This is a genomic window from Deinococcus depolymerans (genome assembly GCF_039522025.1).
Lineage (GTDB): Bacteria > Deinococcota > Deinococci > Deinococcales > Deinococcaceae > Deinococcus > Deinococcus depolymerans.
In genome coordinates this window covers 57033-79381 of record NZ_BAAADB010000010.1, presented here as the reverse complement: position 1 = coordinate 79381, position 22349 = coordinate 57033, and the positions used below count along the sequence as shown (strand labels likewise).

Genomic DNA, 22349 nt, shown 5'->3' with positions numbered 1-22349 from the left:
GCTAGCGTCCGTGCGGCCCGCGCGGCTGTACGGGGTGCAGGGTGCGTGGCGGCCGGCGCGGACCGTATGCTGACCGCATGGAAGGGACCGACGATCTGAGCCTTGAGGAGCTGCTGGAGCGCTACGCGACGCTGCGCGACACCATCCTGGGCCTGGAGGCCGAGCGGGACGAACTGGGCGCGCGGGTGAAGGCGGCGCTGCAGGCGGGTCAGCAGGCGGAGACGGACCTGTACCGCGCCACGCTGAAGGTGTCGCGCCGGATCGAGTACCCCCTGGAACGCTTCCGGGAGGTGTTCGGGGACGCGGCGGCGCTGGAGGTGGCGGCCATCGACCGTCGCCGCGCCGAGGCGCTGGCGAAGGCCGGTGACCTGGACGGCGAGCAGTTGCGGGCGCTGGCGGTCGTGAAGGAGACGCAGGCGCTGGTCCTGCAGTCCAAGACCCGCTGACGCGCCGCTGACCGGCCGCTCACCCGGGCGTGACAGGGGCGGCGCACCCTGTGGGCATGACGCTGCCCCCTTCCCTGACGGCCCATCCCCTGCTGGACCCGGACCTGCCGCCGCACCACCAGTTGCCGGGGGACACCATCGTGTGGACCGCGCAGGGCGGCTGGGCCGGCGAGCGGTTCACGGCGCAGGCGCACGTGTGGACCGAGCGCGAGGCGCGGCTCTCGCGGCAGCTGGGCGCCCAGAGCGAACTGGACCGCCTGACCCGCTAGAGCAGGGGCCATGAAGGGGCAGCCTGTCTGGCCGGGCGGCCTTGTCGAGCTCCGCAGGAGAGCAGGTGAAGGTGACGGGCCGGACGGACTGGCACAGCGGCGGAGCCGAGCATGGAGGCGTCGGAAGTCTGTCGTTCCGCTGCTTCCGTTCGGAGAACGGCTCTGGGGACGGCATACGGACTGCCGTTTGTTTCGTTCACAGATCGGAACACCACCGATCTGTCACCTGTACATCCGGAACCCGCCCGGCTCCTACTCGCTTCGCTCGGATTGAACGGCTCTGTAAGCCATTCAGTCGGAGTCCGTCTGATCCGGACTGCCGTTTGTTTCGCCGACAATCCGGAACTTCACCGGATTGCCAGCTCCACGTCCGGAATCCGCTTCTCTCCTTCTCTGCGGAGCAGCTCTCCGAGTCGCATCCGCTCGGACCCAGCGGGCTTTGCAGCCCATCCAATCGGAGTCCGTATCAGACAGGGGCGGCCCCGGCTTTCGCGTCGGGGCCGCCCCTGATGAACGGCATGAAAAAAGCATTGCCGGTGAGCAGCGGCACCCGCGAATCATCCCTTATGGCTGCTGCCTTCCGGCCCTGACCAGGTTCAGGCGTTCACGCTGCGCTGCGCCAGCAATGCGTTCCAGACCATAGCACAGGTGTCCGCGGCTGTGCAGTCCCGCGCGGCCCAGGTTCGGCGGCTGACCGTGAGGTGCATGGAAAGCGCCGGACCCCTGCGGAGTCCGGCGTCATTTCGTTGGTGCTCGGGATGGGACTTGAACCCACACAGCTAAGCTACACGCCCCTCAAACGTGCGCGTCTACCAATTCCGCCACCCGAGCATCTCTGAGAGGCGATAGCAATACTAGGGGCGGCTCCCGGCGTTGTCAAGTCGAGCGTGGCGCGGCGCGCCTTGTCAGCGGCGCGCTTCGTGGTATGATCGCGTTTGCCGCCGCGAGCGGTGGGGCCCGGACGCCGCTCAGCGGAGACTGGATTTTCCCCGGCTGCTGCGCGCGGGACTTCAATAACACGAGAGGCTCAACATGATCGACAAGAAAGCGACCGTCCAGACCCACGCCAAGCACGAGAAGGACACCGGCAGCACCGCCGTGCAGATCGCGCTGCTGACCGCCCGCATCAACAACCTGAGCACCCACCTGACCGCCAACAAGAAGGACAAGCACGGTCAGCGCGGCCTGCAGCTGATGAACGGTCAGCGCCGCCGCCTCCTGAAGTACCTGGAGCGCACCAGCTACGACGAGTACATCGCCCTGACCGACGAGCTGAAGATCCGCCGCGGCCAGCGCATCGTCCGCTAAGACGCCGCTGCTCCGGATCGCCGCCAGCCCCGACCGGGGTTGGCGGCGGTTCTCTGTCGGGGTGGGCCGGGCGCCCGGAGGGCTCAGCGGCCGTCCGGGCCGCGACCGTCACGGCCGGGCACGTCGCGCCAGTCCCCGCTGCGGACCAGCTGCGCGCCGGGGGCGGTCAGCCGCTCCGGGCGGGCATACACGTACACCCACGCGCTCCGCTCCTGGCCGTCGTCGAGGGTCAGGGTGACCCGCTGCCGGGTGTACAGCGCGGGCGTGTCGTGCACGCCCTCGAGGGCGTCCAGGGCGGGCAACGCCGCCTCCCACGTCTGGGGGGTGTACTCCAGCAGTGCGCCGCGCACCCGGGCGTGCGCCGGGCCGGGGGTCAGGGCCGGGTAGCCTTCCGGGTGCAGGTGGTGCAGGGTGAAGCCGGGCAGCGTGGCGGGCCGCGAGGTGAAGCCGTGCGCGGCGACGTGGGCGTTGCGTTCGCCGGGCAGCAGGGTGCCGTACACGAACACGCGGGCGGGATCGTTCATGGACGGACTGTAGCGGGTCCGCAGCGGCGCGTGGGCCGGGTGGCCGGTGCCACGCGGGCGGGGGGGGAAGGCGAACTCAGACACACCTTCTGTCCTGACGGGACGCGCACAATGGGGCATGAACGTCAGACCCGCTCCGCGCCGGTCCGCCGGGACCGGCCCGCACCGCCCACTGCTGCGCCGCTGCCTGCTGGGCGCCCTGCTGGGCACCCTGCCCCTGTGGGCCGCCGCCCAGACCGCGCCTGCCACGCCCGCGCCGGGCGTCACGGAACGCCGCGCCCGCAGCGCGACGCCCGCCCCGCTGAGCGCGGCCGAGGAGGCGCGGCTGCAGGCGCTGTTCCGGAAGGCGCGGCCCGCGACGCTGCGCATCGAGCAGTGCCCGCCGAACGACTGCCGCGACCCGGAGGGCATCGGGTCGGCGGTGCTGATCTCCGCCGACGGGCTGGCCCTCACCGCGTACCACGTGGTGGAGGGCGCGCGGAATCTGAGCGCACAGACGCTGGACCGGACACGCTACGCGCTGGAGGTCGTGGGGTACAACGATCAGGATGACCTCGCGCTGCTGCGCGTGAACGTGCCGGCGGGAACGCCGTTCCTGCCGCTGGCGCCCGCCGCGCCGGGCGTGGGTAATATCGCGCTCACGATCGGGAACGGTGGCGGCGCGTTCCTGCGCTTCAGGACCGGGCGCCTGACCGCGCTGGACGCCGATGCGGGCCGCGCGGATTTCCCGCCGGGCACGCTGGAACTGAGTGCGGCGGTGGTGCCGGGTGACAGCGGCGGCCCGGTCCTGAACGCGGCCGGGCAGGTGACGGGCATCGTGAGTTACATCCGCACGGACGGGCGGCGTAACCGGGCGTACGCGGTGCCGGTCACGACGGCGGATCCGCGCCTGACGGCCCTGAAGGGCGGCGAGAAACGGGACGCGCCGGTGATCGGCATCACGCTGGGGGGGCCGTTCGCGCAGCTGTTCTTCCTGCCGGAGAGGGGCTTTGCGGAACTGAGCCGGACGCTGAAACTGGGGAACACGCCGGGCGCGTTCTTCACGGGCGTGTCGCGCGGCAGTCCGGCGGAGCGGGCGGGGTTGCAGCCGCTGCGGCTGGACGGGAATGGCGAGCGGGTGTCGGGGGACATCGTGACGGCGGTGAACGGGAAGCGGACCGTGAATTTCAGCGAGTTCCAGTACGCGGTGCGGGCGTTCCGGCCGGGTGAGACCGTGACGCTGACGGTGGTGCGCGGGGAGAAGACCCTGCAGGTCCCGGTGACGTTGACGGGGCGCAGCCAGGTGAAGAATTAAACCCACTTCAGATATTCTGCAAAACACCCCTTGACAATTCTGCTTAAAACAGAATAATGCGGGTATGGACACCCTGAAAAAAGCCGGAGCCATGCTGGCCCACCTCGACCTGTTCCACCACATGCTCGACCTGCGCGGTCTGCTGCAGCTCGCCGCGCACATGGAGGAACGCGGCGACCGCGTCACCCTGATCAGCCCCGAGACCATCACCCTGATCGGGGCCGACATGCACAGCGACCCCACCGTCACCACCAGCAAACACGCCACCATCGAGGCCCCCACCGCCTACCGCGTCCTGCACGCCCTCAAAGGCCACGACGCCCCCGAATACGCCGTGACCCGCGAGGAACTCGGCGCGCTGAACGCCCGCGCCGTCGCGGACCTCGAGGCCAGCGACGCCCTGCGCGCCTTCGAGGCCACCCTGACCCGCGTCACGGCGGCCAGCCCCGCCGCACCCGCCACCACCGGCAGCGCCCAGACCCCGCCGGCCAGCGGCGACACCCCCGAACGTCCCGGCCGCGCCCGCCGCGCCCCCGACACCGACCCCGCCCGCCCCACCGTCACGGGCGACCAGCCGGCCGCGTAACCCCTCCCCCGCTCCGGCCCGCGCGCGTCCATCAGCCGCGCTTCACATCCGCCCGTTATCGTGGCGGACGTGAAGCGCGGCTTTCCCTGTCTCCTCCTGCCCCTGCTCCTGACCGCGCCCCCCGCGGCGGCCCTCACGCCGGCCAGCCTGCTGACCGGCGGCGAGTACGCCCGCGCCTTCGAGGCCGCCACCCAGGGCGGCGACCCGCTGAACGCCAGCCGCGCCGCGGCCGCCATGACCGAGTACCGCGCCGGCGGCCCCACCTGGACCGCGCGGGCCGTGACCGCCGCCCGGCAGGCCGTGACCGCCACGCCCGACAGCCCCGACAGTCACCTCGCGCTGGGCAGCGCCCTGGGCCTCCAGGCCCGCGCCGCCGGGTACACCCTGGGCGCCCTGAACACCGCGCAGCAGGCCCGCGCCGCGCTGGAACGCGCCCTGACCCTCGCCCCGGACCGGCCGGACCTGCAGGCCGTCCTGGCCGAATGGCACGCCGGGGCGTGGGTGAAAGCGGGGGTGTTCAGCGGCGGGAACGCCGGGCGCGCCCGCGACCTCGCCACCCGCGCCGCCCGCGCCGCGCCGGACAGCGTGTTCGTGCAGGGGCACGCCGGGATCAGCCTGGCGCTGCTGCGGGACCCGCAGGCCCGCGCGGTCCTGACCCGCGCCGCCGCCCTGAACGCCCAGGATGCCCTCGAACGCGACCTGCAGGCGCAGGTGCGCGCCGCGCTGGGCCTGCTTTCAGCAGCCCGCTGACCCCGCCCAGGACGGGGTGTCCGTGCCGGGCAGCAGGCCCACCCGGTCCGCGTTCCCGGCGCGGGCCGCCAGCGCCTGCGCCTCGGTCTGCGCGCGCTCCGCGCCCAGCCAGCCGGTCCAGTAGGCGCGCAGCACGCCGGTCACGAGGGCCAGCGGCACGGTCGGGGCAGGGTGGACCGGCTGGTACAGCAGGTCCAGGTCGGTCAGCGGCCCGCCGTCGGGGCCGCCCACCGGCTGCCAGTACGGGAGGTCCACGGTGCGCAGGCCCAGCGCGTGCAGCGCGGCCCGGCGCTGCACGGGGTCCACGCCGGTCGCGGCCTCGGCGGCGCGGTCCTCCCCACTCTGGCGGGCGGGGTGGACGCTGTCGGCGAACATGCCCGCCAGTCCGGCCCCGCGAACCACACGCAGGGTCTCGCCGTGCAGGGCGCGGCCCACACCCAGGCCCCGCGCGGCGCGGGTGACGGCCATGAACGAGTTGAAGCCCGCCCCGCGCAGCTCGCCGGGCAGGGGCAGCAGGGCGTACAGGGTGCCGCCCAGCACCTCGCCCTCCGGTGTCTGCGCGACCAGCAGGCGGTCCTCCCGCTGCGGGCCGCGGCGGGTGATGAGCTGCCCGAAGACCTCCGGGGGAATCAGCATGTCCGGCGCGTAGTAACTGGCCTCCTGCACGCGGCCGAACGCGGCAATGGCCGGGTCACTGGGGTCGGTCACGTGCCGCAGCGTGAAGGCGGGTGGGGTCATGCCGCGCAGGGTAGCGGCGCGCGGCGCGGGACACTGCGAGCCAGCGCGGCATTCCGACCCGCGCCGCTCCGGTGCGCCCGGTATAACTGAAGGTCATGACCCCCACCGACCTGCTGACGACCCTGGCCACCGAGCTGGGCTGGAACCTCGCCGTGTGGCTGCCCACCCTGCTGGTCAGCCTGCTGTTCATCCGCGCGGTGCTGGGCGTGCGGCTGCGCGACCTGATCACCGAGATCGAGGAGCACCAGACGGCCGCGATCGGCGCGGTGTTCTTCTGGGTGTCGCTGGGCCTGAGCCTGCTGCTGAGCCGCACCATCGCCACTCCGGTGCCCACGGACGGCAGCTGGGCCGAGGCGTTCATGTGGCTGGCCGTGGCGGTGGTCGTGACGCTGCTGCTGTTCACGCTGGGCGTCGTGGCCGTGTTCGGCAGCCTGGCCCGGCGCCGGGGCGAGGGCGTGCTGCGCTACATCCGCCGCGAGTTGCGCGAGGAGCACAACCTGGCGCTGTCGTTCATCATGGGCGCGCTCTTTCTGGTGCCGGCCGTCGTCACGGCCCACGTCACGCTGTAGGCTGCGCGCCCGTCGACGTCCCCGCACACGCGCTTCCGGGGGCGTGAACTGTCGTGGGGGTCGGGCGGAAGGTCGCCGCACCCCGCTATGCTGGGCAGCATGACGGCCCCCGACCCCTCTCCTGCCGGTGACCCTGCACCGCGCGTGGCTCCGAACTTCATCACCGAGATCATCGAACGCGACCTGAGGAGCGGCAAGTACCCGCAGGTCGTGACGCGCTTCCCGCCGGAACCGAGCGGGTACGCGCACCTGGGGCACATCTTCGCGTCGTTCCTGGACTTCCAGACGGCCGCGCAGTACGGCGGGCGCTACCACCTGCGCATGGACGACACCAACCCGGAACTCGCGACGCAGGAGTACGCGGACGCCATCGCGGACGACCTGCGCTGGCTGGGCTGGGACTGGGGCGAGCACCTGTACTACGCCAGCGACCACTTCGAGCAGTACTACGCGTACGCCGAGCAGCTCGTGAACCAGGGGGACGCCTACGTGGACTCCGTGACCGGGGACGAGATGGCCCGCCTGCGCGGCGACGCCCGCACGCCCGGCACGCCCAGCCCCTACCGGGACCGCACGCCCGAGGAGAACCTCGACCTGCTGCGCCGCATGCGCGCCGGGGAGTTCGCGGACGGGGCGCACGTGCTGCGCGCGAAGATCGACCTGGGCAGCCCGAACATGAAGCTGCGTGACCCGGTGCTGTACCGCATCCTGCGCGGGCATCACTACCGCGCGGGGGACGCGTGGTGCATCTACCCCATGTACGACTTCCAGCACCCGCTGCAGGACGCGCTGGAGGGCGTGACGCACTCGATGTGCAGCCTGGAGTTCGTGGACAACCGCGCCATCTACGACTGGCTGATGGAGCGGCTGGGCTTCAGACCGCGCCCGCACCAGTACGAGTTCGGGCGGCGCGGCCTGGAGTACACGATCACGAGCAAGCGCAAGCTGCGCAAGCTCGTGGAGGCCGGCGCGGTGAGCGGCTGGGACGATCCGCGCATGCCCACCCTGCGCGCGCAGCGTCGCCTGGGCGTCACGCCGGAGGCCGTGCGGGCCTTCGCGGCGCAGATCGGCGTGAGCCGCACGAACCGCACCGTGGACCTCAGCGTGTACGAGAACGCGGTGCGCAACGACCTGAACCACCGCGCGCCGCGCGTGATGGCGGTGCTGGACCCGCTGCCCGTGACGATCGAGAACCTGGAGGGAGTGCAGACGCTGAGTCTCCCCTACTGGCCGTTCGACGTGGTGCGCGACTCGCCCGACGGACTCGTCGCCCTGCCGGGCGGGGAGCGCGTGGCCCCCGAGGTCGCCGTGCGGGACGTGCCGCTGACCCGCGAACTGGTCATCGAACGCGAGGACTTCAACCCCGAGCCGCCCAGGGGCTTCAAGCGCCTCACGCCGGGCGGCACGGTGCGCCTGCGCGGGGCGGGCATCATCCGCGCCGACCGCTTCGACGTCGGTCAGGACGGGCAGGTGACGCGGGTGTACGCCACGCTGCTCGGCGAGGAGGCAAAGGCGGACGGCGTGATCCACTGGGTCAGCGCCGAGCACGGCGTCCCGGCCGAGTTCCGCCTGTACGACCGCCTGTTCCGCGTGCCGAACCCCGAGGCCGCCAACCCCGAGGACACCCACGCCGAACCCATCGCCCCGGACTTCGACCCCGAAGGCATTGGGCATGAGGACGAGACCAAACCCCTCGACGCGGGCTTCATGGCGTTCCTGAACCCCGACAGCCTGCGTGTCACGCGCGGCCTGGTGGAACCCAGCGTGAAGGGCGACCCCGCAGGCACCCGCTACCAGTTCGAGCGGCAGGGCTACTTCTGGCGCGACCCGGTGGACAGCCGCGAGGACGCCCTGGTATTCGGGCGGATCATCACCCTGAAGGACGCCTGGGCGAAGGCCACCCAGAAGGCCGAGGTGCCCGCGAAGGCCCCCAAGCCCGCCAGGGCGCAGGTCCCCAGACCCGAGCAGGCCGAGAAGGCCGCGCCCGCCATCCTGACCCCCGAACAGGAGGCCGAGGTGACCCGCCTGACCGGCCTGGGTGTCCCGGACGCCGAGGCCCGCACCCTCGCGCGGGACGCCGCGCTGCTGGCCTTCCTGGAAGGCGCCGCCCAGGACGGCACCTTCGCGCAGGTGGCCTCCTGGACCGCGAACGACCTCGCGCCGGGCCTGCGGGCCGGCGAGGTGCGCGTGCCCGCCGCCACCCTCGCCCCGCTGGCCGCGCTGCTGGCCGGCAAGAAGGTCACCACCCGCGTCGCCCGCGAGGTCCTGGCCCGCGCCGCGCAGACCGGCGAGGCACCCGCCGCGATCATCGAGCGCGAGAACCTTGCCGGGGGCCTCAGCGACGACGCCCTGAGTGCCGCCATCGCGCAGGTCATGGCCGACAACACCGACAAGGTGGACGCCTACCGGGGCGGGCGCACCGCGCTGCTGGGCTTCTTCACCGGGCAGGTCATGCGCGCCACGGGCGGCAAGGCCGACCCGGCCGCGCTGAACGCCGCCCTGACCAGCGCCCTGAACGGCTGATACGGACTGCCGTTTGTTTCGTTAACAACCCGGAACACCACCGATCTGTGAACTCCACGTCCGGAACCCGCCCAGCTCCCACTCGCATCCGCTCGGATTGAACGGCGTTGTAAGCCATTCAATCGGAGTCCGTGTGAGACGGACTCGCAGGGCTGCGCCGCCGCGCGGGTCGCAGCAGGGCGGACGCCAGGCGCAGTCCGGCCGGCGGGGCGGGCGCGGTGGACGCCCCCCCGCCGGCCTGGACCGGGTTCACACCGCCGGGCCTCACACGAAAAGGTGACGGCGCGGCGGTGTGAAATTGTCTACAGTGGCCTCATGAAGATTCCCGCCCTGCTGCTCACGGCGGCGCTGAGCCTCAGCGCCGCCGCCTCCGCCCTGACCCTCAGCGCCGCGCGGGTCGTCACGCTGCCCGGCGCGGACACCGCGCACGCCGCCGTCCTGCCCGGCGGTCGGGTGGCCGTGAACGCCGACAACGGCGTCCTGATCCTCGATGCCAGCCTGAAAACCCAGATCGGCTGGTACTCCCTGCGCGGTCCCGTCACCGGCCTGAGCGTCAGCCCGGACGGCACGCGCCTCGCCGCCATGACCGGCGCCCGCTGGACGGTATGGGACGTCGCCAGCGGCCGCGAACTCCGCAGCGGCACCCCCAGCTACGACGCCACGCTCGCCTTCGATCCGCAGGGCAACCTGCTGACCCTGGACGACGGCACGCTGCGCCGCATCGACCTCACGAACGGCCGCGCGACCGACCTGCTCGGGAACGGCGAGGCCTACGGCGCCGCCGTCTCCCCGGACGGCCGGCGCGCACTGCTGACCTTCGAGGACCGCGCGGAACTGCTCGACATCGAATCCGGCGAGGTGCTGGCCCGGGCGGAACTGCAGGAGGAACCCGGCGAACTGGCCGCGGCGTTCAGCCCGGACGGTCAGGCGGTCACGCTCCGCACCGGCAGCGAGGCCCTGATCCTGCGTGCCGGCCAGGACGCCGTGACCGTGGAGGGCGGCGAGGACCTCGACACCGACGACTCGCTGCTGTTCCTGAACGACCGCGAACTGCTGCTCGTCTCGTACGGCGAGGGGCAGCGCATCGACGCGCAGAGCGGCCGCCAGCGCGGCGAGGCCTTCGAGGTGGACAGTGACGGGCCGGTCGTACCCGGCCCGAACGGCACGCTGCTCGCGCTGGGCAGCAGCGTCGCGTTCCTGAACCCCGCGAAACTGGACACCCCCGCCAGCGGGCGCGTGACCCTGCCCTCCAGCAACGCCTGGACCGGCGGGTTCATCGGGAAGACCGCGTACGCCGGGGTGGGCCGCTTCACGAACCTGAACACCCTGCAGGACCTGAAGGTCGGCGACACCGGCCGCCTGTACGACTTCGAACTGCAGGGCGACGTGCTGTGGACCCTGAACGGCGAGACGGTCAGCACCCTGCGCGGCGGGAAACTCAGCCGCGTCGCCACACTCGACACGGACGCCGAGTACGACCTGATCCAGTCCTCACCCGACGGGACCTTCGCGGTCACGAGCGGGTACTACGGCCTGGCGCTGCTGAACGGCCAGACCGGCAAGGTCCTGAAGAAGGTCACGGAAAAGCAGCTGAAGGTCGAGGACATTCACGCCGCGCTGCCCACCGCCGACGGCAAGGCCATCCTGGTGGTACCGCACGAGGGCAACGTGTTCCGTTACGACGTCGCGACCGGCAAGCAGACGCCCGCCTTCAAGGTCCCGACCGACGCGGAGGTGAACTCGCTGCGTCTGAGTCGAGGCGGCACGCTGGCCGTCATGTACAGCGACGGGGACGGCGAGGCCCGGGTGGCCCTGGTGAAACCCGGCGCGACCAGCGCCTTCAAGACCCTGGAATTCGACAGTCGCGTGCGCGCCGCGACGTTCAGCCCCGACGGGAAACTGCTGGCGGTCCTGACCTCCGACCCGCAGAACGCCCTGCAGGTGTTCGACACGGCCAGCGGCGCCCGTCTGGCCCGGACCGGGGCGTTCAACATGGGCACCTCGCTGCTCGCGTGGGCGCCCGCCGGGAACCAGCTGATGGTCGGCGCGGGCCTGCTCGGCAAGGCCGGCAGCGTGACCCTGTTCGACGTGAACCGCTGACCGCGGCCGGCAACGCCACCTGGTCCGGATTCCGTCTGCTTCATTGACAATCCGGAACACCACCGGGTTGCCAGCTGCCCGGAACCCGCCCGCTCTGCGGGTCCGCTCGGATGGAACGGTTCTGGCAACCCATTCCATCCGGGTCCGTCTTGGGCATTCGCGATAACGCTGCTGTACGCCCGGGCGGACTTGTAGGGCTCCGCAGGAGAACGAATGAAGGTCGACGGGCAGGACGGACTGGCACAGCGGCGAAGCAGAGAACGGCTCTAACCCCGTTCAGGCGCTGATACGGACTGCCGTTTGTCTCGTTGACACCCCGGACCTTCACCGGGTGGCCAACGCCACGACCGGAACCCGCCCAGCTCCCACTCGCTTCGCTCGGATTGAACGGGCTTTGCAGCCCATTCAATCGGAGTCCGTATGATACGGATTCCGTTTGTTTCGCCAACAATCCGGAAGTTCACCGGATTGCCGGCTCCACGTCCGGAACCCGTTTTGCTCCTTCTCTGCGGAGCAGCTCTCCGAGTCGCATCCGCTCGGATTGAACGGCTTTGTAAGCCATTCAACCGGAGTCCGTATCAGTTCAGCATGCGGCCGCCGCTGCCGCCCTTCTGGGCCATCAGGGTCTCGGCCTTCAGCAGGTGATCCTTGAGGGTCACGTGCCAGTCATCACTGTCGGGCGTGTGCGTCAGGGCCTGCTGGGCGTGGGCGTACGCGGCGGCGGGGTCCGGGAAGCCCTGCTGGGCCATCACGTCGGTGGCCATCTGGTGCGCGGTGATCCAGTCGCGGCTGGCGGGCGCGGCCTCGCGGATCACGCGCTCGTAGTGTTCGAGTGCCTCGTCCAGCTGGAAGTAGTCCAGTGCGACGCTGCCCAGCACCAGGCTGGCGGGAATCACGGCGCCCTGCGAGAGCGCCTGCTCGGCTTCCAGCTGCGCCTCCTGCAGGCGGCCCAGGCGGTAGTCGCACTCGGCGACGTCGGCCAGTACCTCGGGCAGGTAGGGGTACTCGGGTTCGTTCAGGACTGCCTCGAGTTTCTCGCGCGCCTCGACCGGCCGGTCGAGGTCCAGCAGCGCCACGCCCAGTTCATGGTTGGCGTAGGGGCGGTCCGTCTCGGTGGCGAGGGCCAGGGCCGTCTCGAAGGCCGTGATGGCCTGCTCCTGCTGCCCCAGGTGGGTCAGGACCTGCCCGCGTACCAGCGCCACGCCGTAGCTGGGGTCGCCGTACTGCGCTTCCAGGCGCGCGGCCTCGCGGATCATGTCGTGCGCCGCGTCCGGCTGCCCGAGGTTCAGCTGGGCCTGGGCGCGCAGGTAATGCCAGGTGGCGAGGTTCAGGCCGTGTTCTTCCTGCTCGTCGGGGCCCGGGTGGGCCGGGTACAGGGGCCGCGCCTGGTTCAGGGCGGCGTTCGCGGCGTCCGGCTGGCCTTCTTGCAGCAGCAGCGCGGCCTGTTCCTGCAGCATGACGGCGCGGTTCATGCCGCTGCTCAGGTGCGCGGCCTCGCCGTACAGGTGGATGGCCTCGGCCGTCTGCCCGAGCTGTTCGTGTGCGTCGGCCTCCCAGGACCGCAGCCGCCAGCGCAGGTGTTCGGGCAGGTCGGCGCTGGGCACGTGCAGGTCCAGCGCCGCCTGGGGTTTCTCGGCCAGTGCCAGGGCGCACATGGCGTGGAAGCGGGCCAGCGGGTCCGGCGCGTCCTGCGCGGCCTGGGGGGGTGGGGGGGCACCGTCGCCGTGCGTGCGGGCCTCCAGTTCGGCCATCAGGGCGAGGTACAGCGGGTCGGCGCGCAGGGCGGGGTCCAGGGTGCGGGCCTCGCGCAGCGCGGCGCCGATCTCGGCGAGGGCGGCGTCGCCGTACAGGGCGTGCATGCTGCCGGCCAGCAGGGCCAGGCGGGCGCGTTCGGGCCGGCGGGCTTCCTGCATGGCCGCTTCCATGACCGAGAAGGCCGTGTCGTAGTCGCCGCCCGCGAGTGCCGCGCAGACTTGCTGCCAGGTGGTGGCCACGTCAATCATTCTTCCTCAGGATAGCGCGGCCGGTCATGCTTTGGGTGGTTGCGGGCCAGGGCGCGGCGTGATGAGGTGAGCGCCATGACACGCGGCGGACAGACGGGCAGACGGGGAAACGGGTGGGTGGTGGGCGGCGTGGTGGCCCTGCTGTGGTTCGCGGCGCTGGGAGGGCTGGGCTGGCGGGCGCTGGAACACGCGGGGGGCGGCCGTGTCAGCGGGGCGGCGTTCCGGGAACTGGTGGCGGATGGGCGGGTCGAGCGGGTGGTCATGCGGGACGGAGGGGACGTTCAGGCGTGGCTGCGCGGCGGTCAGCGGGTACGGGTGCGCCTGCCGGACAGTGCGGTGATGCCGGACGGTGCGCTGGCCGCGCAACTGGAGGCGCAGAACGTGGACCTGCGCTTCGAGGGGCGCGGCCAGTGGCTAGGGATCGCGCTGAACGTTCTGCCGGTGGCGCTGTTTCTGGCGGTATGGGTGGGCGTGCCGCTGGGTCTGCTGGCGCTGGGGGTGGCGTGGCGGCGCAGTGGCCGGGCGGCACGGGCGAAGGTTGCCGAAGGCTAAAGCGCAGGTGAGGAAGGCTGTGAAATCGGGACAATTTCATACACCTTGAGTCTGGTACACTCAACTTCAGTGGGGCCACGGGTGCCCCGAACGCCCCATTCACTCCCCCGGAGGACTGTTCTTGAAACGGCTCAATCCCTGGCTGATCGTTCTGTTCGTACTGGCCCTGTTCCTCATGTTCTCGCAGGCGCCCATCAGCGGCAGGACCAGCGTGAACTACAACGAATTCAAAGCGCTGCTGGAGCAGGACAAGGTCGCCCAGGTGATCGTGCGCGAGAGCACCGCGACCGTCACCCTCAAGGAAGCCACGCCGATCCCCCTGCCCACGCCGGCCGGCCAGCCTCCCCGCACCACCACCACCAGTTCCTTCTCGGTGCGGCTGCCCAGCAGCGTCGCCACCCCCGACAGCGGCCTGATCGAGCAGCTGGACCAGCGGAACGTGGACCTGCGCTTCGAGCAGCCCAGCCAGTGGCTGGGGATCCTGCTGAACTTCCTGCCGATCATCCTGCTGTTCGGGATGATGTACTTCTTCTTCATGCGTGCCCAGGGCGGCCAGAACGGCGTCATGCAGTTCGGCCAGAGCCGCGCCAAGAAGTACGGCAAGGAAAACCGCGTGCAGACCAAGTTCACGGACGTGGCCGGTCACGAGGAAGCCAAGAAGGAACTGATCGAGGTCGTGGACTTCCTGAAGAACCCCGGCAAGTACCACCAGATCGGCGCGGAAATCCCCAAGGGCGTGCTGCTCGTCGGCCCTCCCGGCACCGGTAAGACCCTGCTGGCCCGCGCGATTGCCGGCGAGGCCGACGTGCCGTTCTTCTCGGTCAGCGCCAGCGAGTTCATGGAGATGTTCGTGGGCGTCGGCGCCAGCCGCGTGCGCACCCTCTTCGAGGACGCCCGCAAGAGCGCGCCGGCGATCATGTTCATCGACGAGATCGACTCCATCGGCCGCAAGCGCGGGGCGGGCATCGGCGGCGGTCACGACGAGCGCGAACAGACCCTCAACCAGATCCTCTCGGAGATGGACGGGTTCGATAAGGCCAGCTCCGTGATCGTGCTGGGCGCCACCAACCGCCCGGACGTGCTGGACCCCGCGCTGCTGCGCCCCGGCCGTTTCGACCGTCAGGTCACCATCGACCTGCCGAACCTCAAGGAGCGCGAGGCGATCCTGAAGGTCCACCTGCGCAACAAGCCCATCGGCAGCGGCGTGGACGTGAACGAGATCGCCAAGAGCACGCCGTACTTCAGCGGCGCGGACCTGAAGAACGTCACCAACGAGGCCGCGCTGGAAGCCGCGCGGCTGAGCAAGACCGTGATCGACATGAGCGACTTCTACCGCGCGCTCGACAAGATCACGCTGGGCCTCGAGAACGGCAGCCTGACCATCAGCGACGCCGAGAAACGCGCCATCGCCTTCCACGAGGCCGGGCACGCCGTGACGGCCGCCGTGATCCCCGGCAGCGACAAGCTCCAGAAGGTCAGCATCATTCCGCGTGGCCGGGCGCTGGGCGCGGCGTTCTACCTGCCCGAAGAGCAGGTGCTGATGAGCAAGGAACGCCTGGAGAACCAGCTGATCGTGGCGCTGGGTGGCCGCGCCGCCGAGGAGGTCTTCATGGGCAGCGTGACCAGCGGCGCGGCCGACGACTTCCGCAAGGCGACGAACATCGCCCGCAAGATGGTGCTGGAGTGGGGCATGGGCGAGAACTTCAAGAACATGGCCCTCACCACCGACAGCGGCCCCGTCTTCCTGGGCGAGGACATGGCCAAACCCAAGGCGTTCAGCGAGCACACCAGCCAGCTGGTCGACGAGGACGTCAAGCGCATCCTGACCCGCGCCTTCGAACGCTCGCGCGAGATCGTCCAGCAGTACAGCGCCGCCATGCACGAGGTCGCCGAGGCGCTGCTGTCCCAGGAACTGATCACCGGTGACGTGGTCCGCGAGGCGGTCGCCCGCGTGAACGGTCAGGCGGTCAGTCCCGAGCTGGCCAAGGTGCCGCCCGCCTGATCTCCCGCTGCACAGGCCGACGCCCCCACCCTGAACCGGTGGGGGCGTTTCTGCACGGGCGCAGGCGGCGCTACCCGCGCCAGATCGCCCAGTGGCCGTCCAGCGCGTCCATCTGCTCGGGCGTGCGGCCTCCCTGACGCAGCAGGCTCAGGACCTGCCCGCGGTGGTGGCTGTCGTGCACGATGGTATGCATCAGGAAGTGCGCCGGGTCGCTGCGGTACGTGCCCTCGTTCCAGGGGTCCGCGAAGGGCTCGCCGGACGCGCGGTGCGCCTCCACGGCGGCAAGGGCGGCGGCGTCCCCGGCGGCCAGCGCTTCGGGCAGGTGGGTGGCGGGGGCGCTGGCCCAGCGCCACTGCGGGTCGCCGTCGGCGTCCAGTTCGTCCGGGTTCAGCAGCGGCGTGGCGTGGTCACGGCTGATGTTCCACAGCCAGCCCACGCGGAAGCGCGCCATGTGCCGCAGGTGCCGCTCGACGGTCCACCCGCCATGGCCGTCGGTCAGGGCGAACTCCCCGGGCGTCAGGGCGGCGATCAGGGTGTCGTTCACGCGGGCGTTGCGGCGGAAGGCTTCGAGCAGCAGGGTCAGGTCGGTCATGCGGTCTCCGGGGGTTCAGGGCAGCTGGCAGCGGATGCCCCTGGTGGGACGCTGCGGCGCGTGGGGGGGGTGTCGTGCGGGGGCCTCGTCCTCTACGGGACGCCGCCCGCCGCACCGGGGGTCCGCGTGTCGGTCCGGCGTTGCGCCCGGCGGGGAGGGCCGGTCCAGCCGGGTCGGGAGGCTGGCCCGGGTGTCGGGCGTGGGCACGGCGTTCACCGCTCGTAGAAGGCGGGGGGCTCAATGCCGAGGGCGCGCAGGTAGACGTAGCCCTGGGCGCGGTGGTGCAGGCCGTTGTCCACGGCGTAGATCGCGGCGACCCAGCCGGGCATCTCGCCCCACGGCAGCGCGTGCAGCTGGGTGAAGAAGGCGGGGTCGGTGTGCGGGCCGTGGTCGGCGAGGTCGGCGCTCACGGCGTCCCAGGCGGTCAGCAGGCTGGCGCGGTCGGTGGGGCCGGTCGTCCAGTCGGGTTCGGGCCACCCGCCGCCGCGCAGGGCGGTGACGGTCATGGCGTCCACGAGGTGGATCTCGGTGGCCTGCGCGCCGAAGGGCCGCAGGCCGCCGAGGCAGAAGCTGAACAGCTGGTCTTCGGGGAAGGCCTCGATGACGCGGCGGGTCAGGACGCGGTGGCCCTGCCAGTGCGTGATGAAGTCGGGGATGGACAGCGCGGGCGACAGGACAGCGGCGGACACGGCAGCGGGTGCGGTCATGGGTGAAACCTCCTGGGGTTGAATCTGCCTCCAGCGTAATCCGGATTCCCGTCAGAACGTGACGCCTATTGCGATTACCATGAAGGCATGTACGACCCGAGCATGCGGGTACTGACCGTCCTGGAACTCCTGCAGGCCCACGAGGAGGTCAGCGGCGCCGACCTGGCCCGCCGCCTGGAAGTCAGCCCGCGCACCGTGCAGCGCTACGTCGCCCGCCTCCAGGACCTGGGCATTCCGGTCGAGGGCCGCCGGGGCGTGGGCGGCGCGTACCGCCTGAAGGCGGGCTTCCGCCTGCCCCCGCTGATGTTCACGCCCGAGGAGGCGCTGGCCGCCGCCCTGGGCCTGCGCACCCTGCGGCACCTGGGCCTGCACGCCCTGGCACCCGCCGCCGAGGCCGCCAGCGCCAAGCTGTCGCGCAGCCTCCCCCACGCCCTGCGCGCCGACATGCTGGCCCTGGAGGGCAGCGTGCAGTTCGACACCGGCCCCTGGGTGGCGCCCACCGACGCCCAGCTGCTCGCGGGGCTGCTGCGCGCCGTGCGGGACGCCTGCACCGTCACCTTCACGTACGCCGCCCCCGAGGCCCCCGAGACGCGCCGCGACGCGGACGTACACCGTGTCGTGCATCTGGAGGGCCGCTGGTACGCCGTCGCGCACTGCCACCTGCGCGGGGCGCGCCGCTCGTTCCGGCTGGACCGCATGAGCGCCCTGACCGTGCAGGACCGTCACTTCACGCCCGAGCCCGACTTCGACGCGGCCGCGTACCTGCGGTCCACGCTGCGCGCCCCGACACCCACCCACGCGATCAGCGTGTGGCTCGACTGCCCGCCGGAAGCCCTGCGCGGCCGGGTGTCCACCTGGGGAACCGACCTGCGCCCCGACGCCCACGGCACCCGCCTGACCACCACCCGCGAGGGCCTGACGGGGTTCGCGGCGTTCCTGCTGGGCCTGGACTGCGACTTCCGCGTGGACAGCCCCCCGGAACTGCGCGGCGAGTTCGCCCGGCTGGCCGCACGCTGCGCCGCGCACACCCCCCCGGCCCAGCCTGACCCTGCGTACACTGGGGCATGACCCCCACCAACGAGGACCTCGCGCAGGGGAAGGCGTACACGGGCCCCGGCATCACGGTGTACTACGACGCGCGGCGCTGCCTGCACGTCGCCAGCTGCGTGCGCGGCCTGCCCGGCGTGTTCGACCCGAAGGCCCGCCCGTGGATCCAGCCTGCCAGCGCCGCGGCCGAGGCGGTCGCGGCGGTCGTCCGCACCTGCCCCACCGGGGCGCTGCACTACGTCATGGGACAGGAGGCCGAGATGCCCGCAGAACCCACCACCGTCACCCCCACGCCCGACGGTCCGCTGATGATCCGCGGCAACCTCGTGATCGACACGCCGCAGGGTGAGCAGCGCGAGGTCCGCGCCGCCCTGTGCCGCTGCGGACAGAGCGGGAACAAACCCTACTGCGACGGCACGCACGCCAAGGTCGGATGGAAAAGCGCGGCCGATCCCGCGGAACGGGGCGGAGAGGGACAGAATTCCGTCCGGCGGACGTAAACTACGCTATGACCGCCCAGAACCTGAATGCCGTGAACATTCCCGACCTGATCCGCAAGAAACGCGACGGCGAGACCCACACCCGCGCCGAACTGGAGACCCTGGTGCTGGGCTACACGCGCGGCGAGGTGCCCGACTACCAGATGAGCGCGTGGCTGATGGCCGTGTTCCTGCGCGGCATGGCCGAACAGGAGACCGCCGACCTGACCATGGTCATGGCCGAGAGCGGCGACCTGATGAACCTCGGGGACCTGCCCCGCACCGTCGACAAGCACTCCACGGGCGGCGTGGGCGACAAGACCAGCCTGATCCTGACGCCCATGCTGGCCGCGCTGGGCCAGACGGTCGCCAAGATGAGCGGGCGCGGCCTCGCCCACACCGGCGGCACCATCGACAAGCTGGAGAGCATTCCCGGCTGGACCAGCGAACTCGACGAGGACCGCTTCATCGCGCAGGCCCGCGAGATCGGCCTGGCGCTCGTCGGGCAGAGCAAGGACCTCGCCCCGGCCGACGGGAAGCTGTACGCGCTGCGTGACGTGACCGCCACCGTGGACTGCCTGCCGCTGATCGCCAGTTCCATCATGAGCAAGAAACTCGCGTCCGGCGCGCACACGGTCGTGCTGGACGTGAAGGTGGGCGCCGGGGCGTTCATGCGCACCCTGGACGCCGGGCGCGGCCTGGCCCGCGCGATGGTGGACATCGGCAACCGCGCCGGACGGCAGGTGCGCGCCGTCCTGACCGACATGGACACCCCGCTGGGCCACATGGCCGGCAACAGCCTGGAGGTCCTCGAAGCCCTGGCGACCCTGCGCGGCGAGGGTCCCACCGACCTGACCGAACTGTGCGTGGCGCTGGCCGTGGAGGCGCTGGCCGCCCAGGGCGAGGACGAGGCTTCGGCCGCCGCCCGCGCCCGCGCCACCCTGACGGACGGCAGCGCCCTGGCGAAGTTCCGGGCGTTCGTGGCCGCGCAGGGCGGCGACGCCACCTACGTGGACGACGTCAGCAACTTCGACGTGGCGCCGGGCCGCGCGGACGTCACGGCGCCGCAGGCGGGCTTCGTGACGGGCATCGACGCGCTGAGCGTGGGCCGCGCCGTGCTGGCCCTCGGCGGCGGCCGCGAACGCAAGGGCGAGGCCATCGATCACGGCGTGGGCGTGGAACTGCTGCGCAAACCCGGCGAGGCGGTGCAGGCGGGCGAGGCCGTGCTGCGCATCTACCACAGGGACGGGCGCGGCCTGGAGGTCGCCACGCGCCTCCTCACGGAGGGGCTGACCCTGGGCGCCCAGGCCCCCGCGCCGGAGCCGCTGATCCTCGACCGCGTGTTTTAAGGGGTTGAGAGTTGAACGTTGATGGTTGATGGAAGGGACACCCCCCCTATCAACCATCAACGCCCCTAAGGAACGCGCAGGGCCTTGCAGTTCTCGCCGGGCGGGGTTTCCGGGGCGTCACTGGCGACGATCACCCGCTCGTTCTTGCCGACGAACCCGCGGCAGCGGGCCAGGGCACGCAGGTAACTGGGGTCCCGGCTGGCTTTCACGGCGTCCTGGAGGATCTGCACGTCGCGTTCCAGCGTGGCGACGCGGGTCAGGGTCTGACGGGTCTCCTCGCTCCAGGTCAGGGTGCGGTACACCGAGTTGCCCAGCTGGAAGGTCAGTTGCACGATGCCCAGGCCGGCCAGCAGGCTGGCGATCATCATGGTCAGCGGCAGGCGTTGCAGGCGCTGCCACCACGTCGCCCGCGCCGGTGGGACTGGGGGGGGCGGCACGTCGGTCACGCCGGTCAGCATAGCGTTCCGGCCCCGGGCGTGGATGGGGCACATGAGAGGCCGGGCGGTGCGCTCTACACTGCGGGCATGACGGGTTCATCTGAGACGAGTGGCGGCGTGGCCGTGGGCAACGGGGGGCGCATTCCGGCCCTGAACTGGCAGGACGCGCACCGCACGGTGATTCAGCTGCGTTACGGCGACCTGGACGCCATGGGGCACGTGAACAACGCCCGGTACGCCGAGTTCCTGGAGGTGGCGCGCATGGACATGTCCCGCGCGCTGGACCTGCGCGACGCGGATGACCGTTCGGTGCTGGCGCGGCTGGAACTGGATTACGTGCGCGAGATCCGCCTGGGCCAGGAGGTCGTGATCGAGACGCTGATCGAGCGGGTGGGCCGGACCAGCTGGACGGGCGTGGCCCGCATCCTGGCGGACGGCGTGCCGTGTGCGTTCGCGCGGTCCGTGCAGGTGAGCGTGGATGCGGGCGGGGTGCCGGCGGTCATTCCGGCGTCGTTCGCGGCGCGCGTGGCGCGGGTCACGGTGCGCGCGGCGGGACCGGCGTGAGCGCGTACGAGGACCGCGTGCTGTACCAGGGTGACGTGTGGGTGCGGCTGGACACCCTGCCGCGCCTGCTGGCCGAGGGCTGGCGGCGCACCCTGTCGGACGGCGGGGTGGTGAGCGTGGTCCGCACGCCGTTCCAGTGGTCGATGGGCAGCCCCGTGATCGAGATCGAGACGGGCGGCTATCAGGGTGACGTGGGCCTGTACGTGCCGGAGGTGCAGTTGCCCGAGGCGCTGGCGCTGCTGGGCTTCGAGCCGGAGGACCCGGCGCGGGACTGATCCGGACGCGGAGTTGCCCACCCGGTGCCGTGCCGGGTTGTGAACGGAACAGACGCCGTCCGTATGCGGCGGCCCCGCCCCCCCCGGGGCCGGGCGGGCGGCGGAAGGGGGCGGTGCCCAGACGAATGGGTGCCGGGTCGGTGTCCGGCGCGGTACAGTTCTGGGTGCAGAGCAGGTCTTGTTGATTCGTTTCTCCGTCCCGGCCGTCCGGAACGACTCGACTGGAAGCGGTCCCAGGTTGCGGGTTCCGGCCTTTCCGATCGGCGTCTCCCGGACCGCCCCTCCCCCGACCGGACCCGGCGCACCCGCGCCCAGGAGCCTCCATGAGTAACCCCTCCATTCCCGAACCCATCAGCATCGGCATCGACGTGGGCGGCACCAAGATCGCCAGCGGCGTCCTGCGCGGCGACGAACTGCTCGACGCGCACGTGATCCCCACCCCGGAAACCGGCTGGGAAACCGTGCTGGACGCCATCGCCGGCGAGATCCGCCGCCTGCAGGACCGCCACCCGGACGCCCGCCTGATCGGCGTGGGCATTCCAGGCCCGCTGAACGCCGACCGGACCCGCGTGAAGTTCGCGCCGAACATCTACGGCTTCACCGACGTGCCGCTGGTCGACGGCCTGCGTGACCGCCTCGCGCAGCGCGTGGTGCTGGAGAACGACGCCAAGGCCGCCGCGCTGGCCGAGGCGCACCTGGGCGCGGCGCGCGGCACCGAGAGCAGCATCTACGTGACGGTCAGCACCGGCATCGGCGCGGGCATCGTCCTGAACGGCCGCATCTGGCGTGGACGGCACGGCATCGCCGGCGAGATCGGGCACATCACGGCGCTGCCCGGCGGCCCGGTCAGCGGCGCGGGCCTGGACGGCGCGCTCGAGGCGGTCGCCAGCGGCACCGCCATCGCCCGGGACGCCAGTTTCGCCCTGAACCGCGACGTGAGCACCGCCGAGGCCTTCCAGCTGGCGCAGCAGGGCCACCCGGCCGCGCGGCGCGTGGTCGCGCAGGCCATGCGGCACATCGGCATCGCGCTGGCCGACCTGCAGAAGACCATCGACCCGGAAGTGTTCGTGCTGGGCGGCGGGGTCGCCAGCGTCGGGGATTACTTCTTCCACGGCGTGCAGGCCGCCGCCGACGAGTACGCGCAGGGCTTCGCGTCCGTCACGATCCGCCGCGCGCAGCTGGGCACGAACGCCGGCGTGATCGGCGCGGCCCTCGCGGCCCGGCACGGCTGAACC

23 protein-coding genes, 1 tRNA gene and 1 other RNA gene are annotated in these 22349 nt (G+C 71.6%); 17 read left to right on the top strand and 8 right to left on the bottom strand.

Features of this window, described 5'->3' with window-relative positions; genetic code table 11:
• The first annotated feature begins 77 nt into the window (after positions 1 to 77).
• On the top strand, positions 78 to 446 hold the full coding sequence (locus tag ABDZ66_RS06335; protein ID WP_343757227.1) for a hypothetical protein: 369 nt from the start codon (positions 78 to 80) through the stop codon (positions 444 to 446).
• Between the two features lie 56 nt (positions 447 to 502).
• Positions 503 to 715: a hypothetical protein gene (locus ABDZ66_RS06330; RefSeq protein ID WP_343757226.1), complete on the top strand. Its 213-nt coding sequence runs from the start codon at positions 503 to 505 to the stop codon at positions 713 to 715.
• 527 nt (positions 716 to 1242) lie between these two features.
• Here ABDZ66_RS06330 and ffs read toward each other — a convergent pair.
• An RNA gene (gene ffs, locus ABDZ66_RS06325) (signal recognition particle sRNA small type) lies at positions 1243 to 1341 on the bottom strand.
• Between the two features lie 121 nt (positions 1342 to 1462).
• Positions 1463 to 1546: transfer RNA gene (locus ABDZ66_RS06320), tRNA-Leu, on the bottom strand.
• A gap of 201 nt (positions 1547 to 1747) precedes the next feature.
• Here ABDZ66_RS06320 and rpsO point away from each other — a divergent pair.
• Complete coding sequence (gene rpsO, locus ABDZ66_RS06315) at positions 1748 to 2023, top strand: 30S ribosomal protein S15 (protein ID WP_189066761.1); 276 nt, start codon at positions 1748 to 1750, stop codon at positions 2021 to 2023.
• Positions 2024 to 2106: 83 nt separating this feature from the next.
• Here rpsO and ABDZ66_RS06310 read toward each other — a convergent pair whose 3' ends face one another.
• The gene (locus tag ABDZ66_RS06310) at positions 2107 to 2547 is read right to left on the bottom strand and encodes a gamma-glutamylcyclotransferase family protein (protein ID WP_343757225.1); all 441 of its coding nucleotides are present in this window, start codon (positions 2545 to 2547) and stop codon (positions 2107 to 2109) included.
• A 118-nt stretch (positions 2548 to 2665) separates the two neighbouring features.
• Here ABDZ66_RS06310 and ABDZ66_RS06305 point away from each other — a divergent pair, with 118 nt between their 5' ends.
• The 3 genes from ABDZ66_RS06305 (at position 2666) to ABDZ66_RS06295 (ending at position 5177) form a co-directional block, all read left to right on the top strand.
• A complete protein-coding gene (locus ABDZ66_RS06305; protein ID WP_343757224.1) occupies positions 2666 to 3841 on the top strand; it encodes a S1C family serine protease in 1176 nt (391 codons plus the stop codon).
• 64 nt (positions 3842 to 3905) lie between these two features.
• On the top strand, positions 3906 to 4427 hold the full coding sequence (locus ABDZ66_RS06300) for a multidrug DMT transporter (RefSeq protein WP_343757223.1): 522 nt from the start codon (positions 3906 to 3908) through the stop codon (positions 4425 to 4427).
• A gap of 69 nt (positions 4428 to 4496) precedes the next feature.
• Positions 4497 to 5177 carry a hypothetical protein gene (locus ABDZ66_RS06295; RefSeq protein ID WP_343757222.1) on the top strand — a complete coding sequence of 227 codons (681 nt, stop codon included), beginning with the start codon at positions 4497 to 4499 and terminating at the stop codon, positions 5175 to 5177.
• Here the strand turns inward: ABDZ66_RS06295 and ABDZ66_RS06290 are convergent.
• The gene (locus tag ABDZ66_RS06290) at positions 5163 to 5915 is read right to left on the bottom strand and encodes a GNAT family N-acetyltransferase (RefSeq protein ID WP_343757221.1); all 753 of its coding nucleotides are present in this window, start codon (positions 5913 to 5915) and stop codon (positions 5163 to 5165) included. The two genes, ABDZ66_RS06295 and ABDZ66_RS06290, sit on opposite strands and share 15 nt — an antisense overlap.
• A gap of 95 nt (positions 5916 to 6010) precedes the next feature.
• Between ABDZ66_RS06290 and ABDZ66_RS06285 the strand changes: the two genes are divergently transcribed.
• The 3 genes from ABDZ66_RS06285 to ABDZ66_RS06275 all read left to right on the top strand — a co-directional run bounded on the left by ABDZ66_RS06285 (position 6011) and on the right by ABDZ66_RS06275 (position 11107).
• Positions 6011 to 6484 carry a hypothetical protein gene (locus ABDZ66_RS06285; protein WP_343757220.1) on the top strand — a complete coding sequence of 158 codons (474 nt, stop codon included), beginning with the start codon at positions 6011 to 6013 and terminating at the stop codon, positions 6482 to 6484.
• Between the two features lie 99 nt (positions 6485 to 6583).
• A complete protein-coding gene (locus ABDZ66_RS06280; protein WP_343757219.1) occupies positions 6584 to 9007 on the top strand; it encodes a glutamine--tRNA ligase/YqeY domain fusion protein in 2424 nt (807 codons plus the stop codon).
• Between the two features lie 315 nt (positions 9008 to 9322).
• Positions 9323 to 11107, top strand: a complete 1785-nt coding sequence (locus ABDZ66_RS06275; RefSeq protein WP_343757218.1) for a WD40 repeat domain-containing protein — start codon at positions 9323 to 9325, stop codon at positions 11105 to 11107.
• A gap of 578 nt (positions 11108 to 11685) precedes the next feature.
• On the opposite strand, the gene ABDZ66_RS06270 is transcribed toward ABDZ66_RS06275, so the two are convergent.
• The gene (locus tag ABDZ66_RS06270; protein WP_343757217.1) at positions 11686 to 13110 is read right to left on the bottom strand and encodes a tetratricopeptide repeat protein; all 1425 of its coding nucleotides are present in this window, start codon (positions 13108 to 13110) and stop codon (positions 11686 to 11688) included.
• A 75-nt stretch (positions 13111 to 13185) separates the two neighbouring features.
• Here ABDZ66_RS06270 and ABDZ66_RS06265 point away from each other — a divergent pair, with 75 nt between their 5' ends.
• Together ABDZ66_RS06265 and ftsH are read left to right on the top strand one after the other, a co-directional pair.
• Positions 13186 to 13662 carry a hypothetical protein gene (locus ABDZ66_RS06265; protein ID WP_343757216.1) on the top strand — a complete coding sequence of 159 codons (477 nt, stop codon included), beginning with the start codon at positions 13186 to 13188 and terminating at the stop codon, positions 13660 to 13662.
• Positions 13663 to 13783: 121 nt separating this feature from the next.
• Complete coding sequence (gene ftsH, locus ABDZ66_RS06260; RefSeq protein WP_343757215.1) at positions 13784 to 15664, top strand: ATP-dependent zinc metalloprotease FtsH; 1881 nt, start codon at positions 13784 to 13786, stop codon at positions 15662 to 15664.
• Positions 15665 to 15734: 70 nt separating this feature from the next.
• On the opposite strand, the gene ABDZ66_RS06255 is transcribed toward ftsH, so the two are convergent.
• Both ABDZ66_RS06255 and ABDZ66_RS06250 read right to left on the bottom strand, forming a co-directional pair.
• Positions 15735 to 16256 (bottom strand): DinB family protein, encoded by a 522-nt coding sequence (locus tag ABDZ66_RS06255; protein WP_343757214.1) that lies wholly within the window; start codon positions 16254 to 16256, stop codon positions 15735 to 15737.
• A 212-nt stretch (positions 16257 to 16468) separates the two neighbouring features.
• Positions 16469 to 16963, bottom strand: coding sequence for a DinB family protein (locus ABDZ66_RS06250; protein WP_343757213.1), 495 nt, complete (start codon positions 16961 to 16963; stop codon positions 16469 to 16471).
• A gap of 87 nt (positions 16964 to 17050) precedes the next feature.
• Between ABDZ66_RS06250 and ABDZ66_RS06245 the strand changes: the two genes are divergently transcribed.
• From ABDZ66_RS06245 to ABDZ66_RS06235, 3 genes are read left to right on the top strand one after another with little or no spacing between them, the layout of a single operon-like run.
• Entirely contained in the window at positions 17051 to 18031 is a 981-nt protein-coding gene (locus ABDZ66_RS06245) for a helix-turn-helix transcriptional regulator (RefSeq protein ID WP_343757212.1), read from the top strand.
• Positions 18028 to 18510: a (4Fe-4S)-binding protein gene (locus tag ABDZ66_RS06240; protein ID WP_343757211.1), complete on the top strand. Its 483-nt coding sequence runs from the start codon at positions 18028 to 18030 to the stop codon at positions 18508 to 18510. The genes ABDZ66_RS06245 and ABDZ66_RS06240 overlap by 4 nt, the downstream gene beginning before the upstream one ends.
• Before the next feature lie 8 nt (positions 18511 to 18518).
• Positions 18519 to 19838 carry a thymidine phosphorylase gene (locus ABDZ66_RS06235; protein ID WP_343757210.1) on the top strand — a complete coding sequence of 440 codons (1320 nt, stop codon included), beginning with the start codon at positions 18519 to 18521 and terminating at the stop codon, positions 19836 to 19838.
• A 65-nt stretch (positions 19839 to 19903) separates the two neighbouring features.
• On the opposite strand, the gene ABDZ66_RS06230 is transcribed toward ABDZ66_RS06235, so the two are convergent.
• Positions 19904 to 20284, bottom strand: a complete 381-nt coding sequence (locus tag ABDZ66_RS06230) for a cell division protein FtsB (RefSeq protein ID WP_343757209.1) — start codon at positions 20282 to 20284, stop codon at positions 19904 to 19906.
• Between the two features lie 78 nt (positions 20285 to 20362).
• On the opposite strand from ABDZ66_RS06230, the gene ABDZ66_RS06225 reads away from it, so the two are divergent.
• The 3 genes from ABDZ66_RS06225 (at position 20363) to ABDZ66_RS06215 (ending at position 22346) form a co-directional block, all read left to right on the top strand.
• Positions 20363 to 20839 carry an acyl-CoA thioesterase gene (locus ABDZ66_RS06225; RefSeq protein ID WP_343757208.1) on the top strand — a complete coding sequence of 159 codons (477 nt, stop codon included), beginning with the start codon at positions 20363 to 20365 and terminating at the stop codon, positions 20837 to 20839.
• Positions 20836 to 21114 carry a hypothetical protein gene (locus ABDZ66_RS06220; RefSeq protein ID WP_343757207.1) on the top strand — a complete coding sequence of 93 codons (279 nt, stop codon included), beginning with the start codon at positions 20836 to 20838 and terminating at the stop codon, positions 21112 to 21114. Before ABDZ66_RS06225 ends, ABDZ66_RS06220 begins: the two co-directional genes overlap by 4 nt.
• A gap of 323 nt (positions 21115 to 21437) precedes the next feature.
• The gene (locus ABDZ66_RS06215) at positions 21438 to 22346 is read left to right on the top strand and encodes an ROK family protein (protein ID WP_343757206.1); all 909 of its coding nucleotides are present in this window, start codon (positions 21438 to 21440) and stop codon (positions 22344 to 22346) included.
• Positions 22347 to 22349 lie beyond the last annotated feature (3 nt).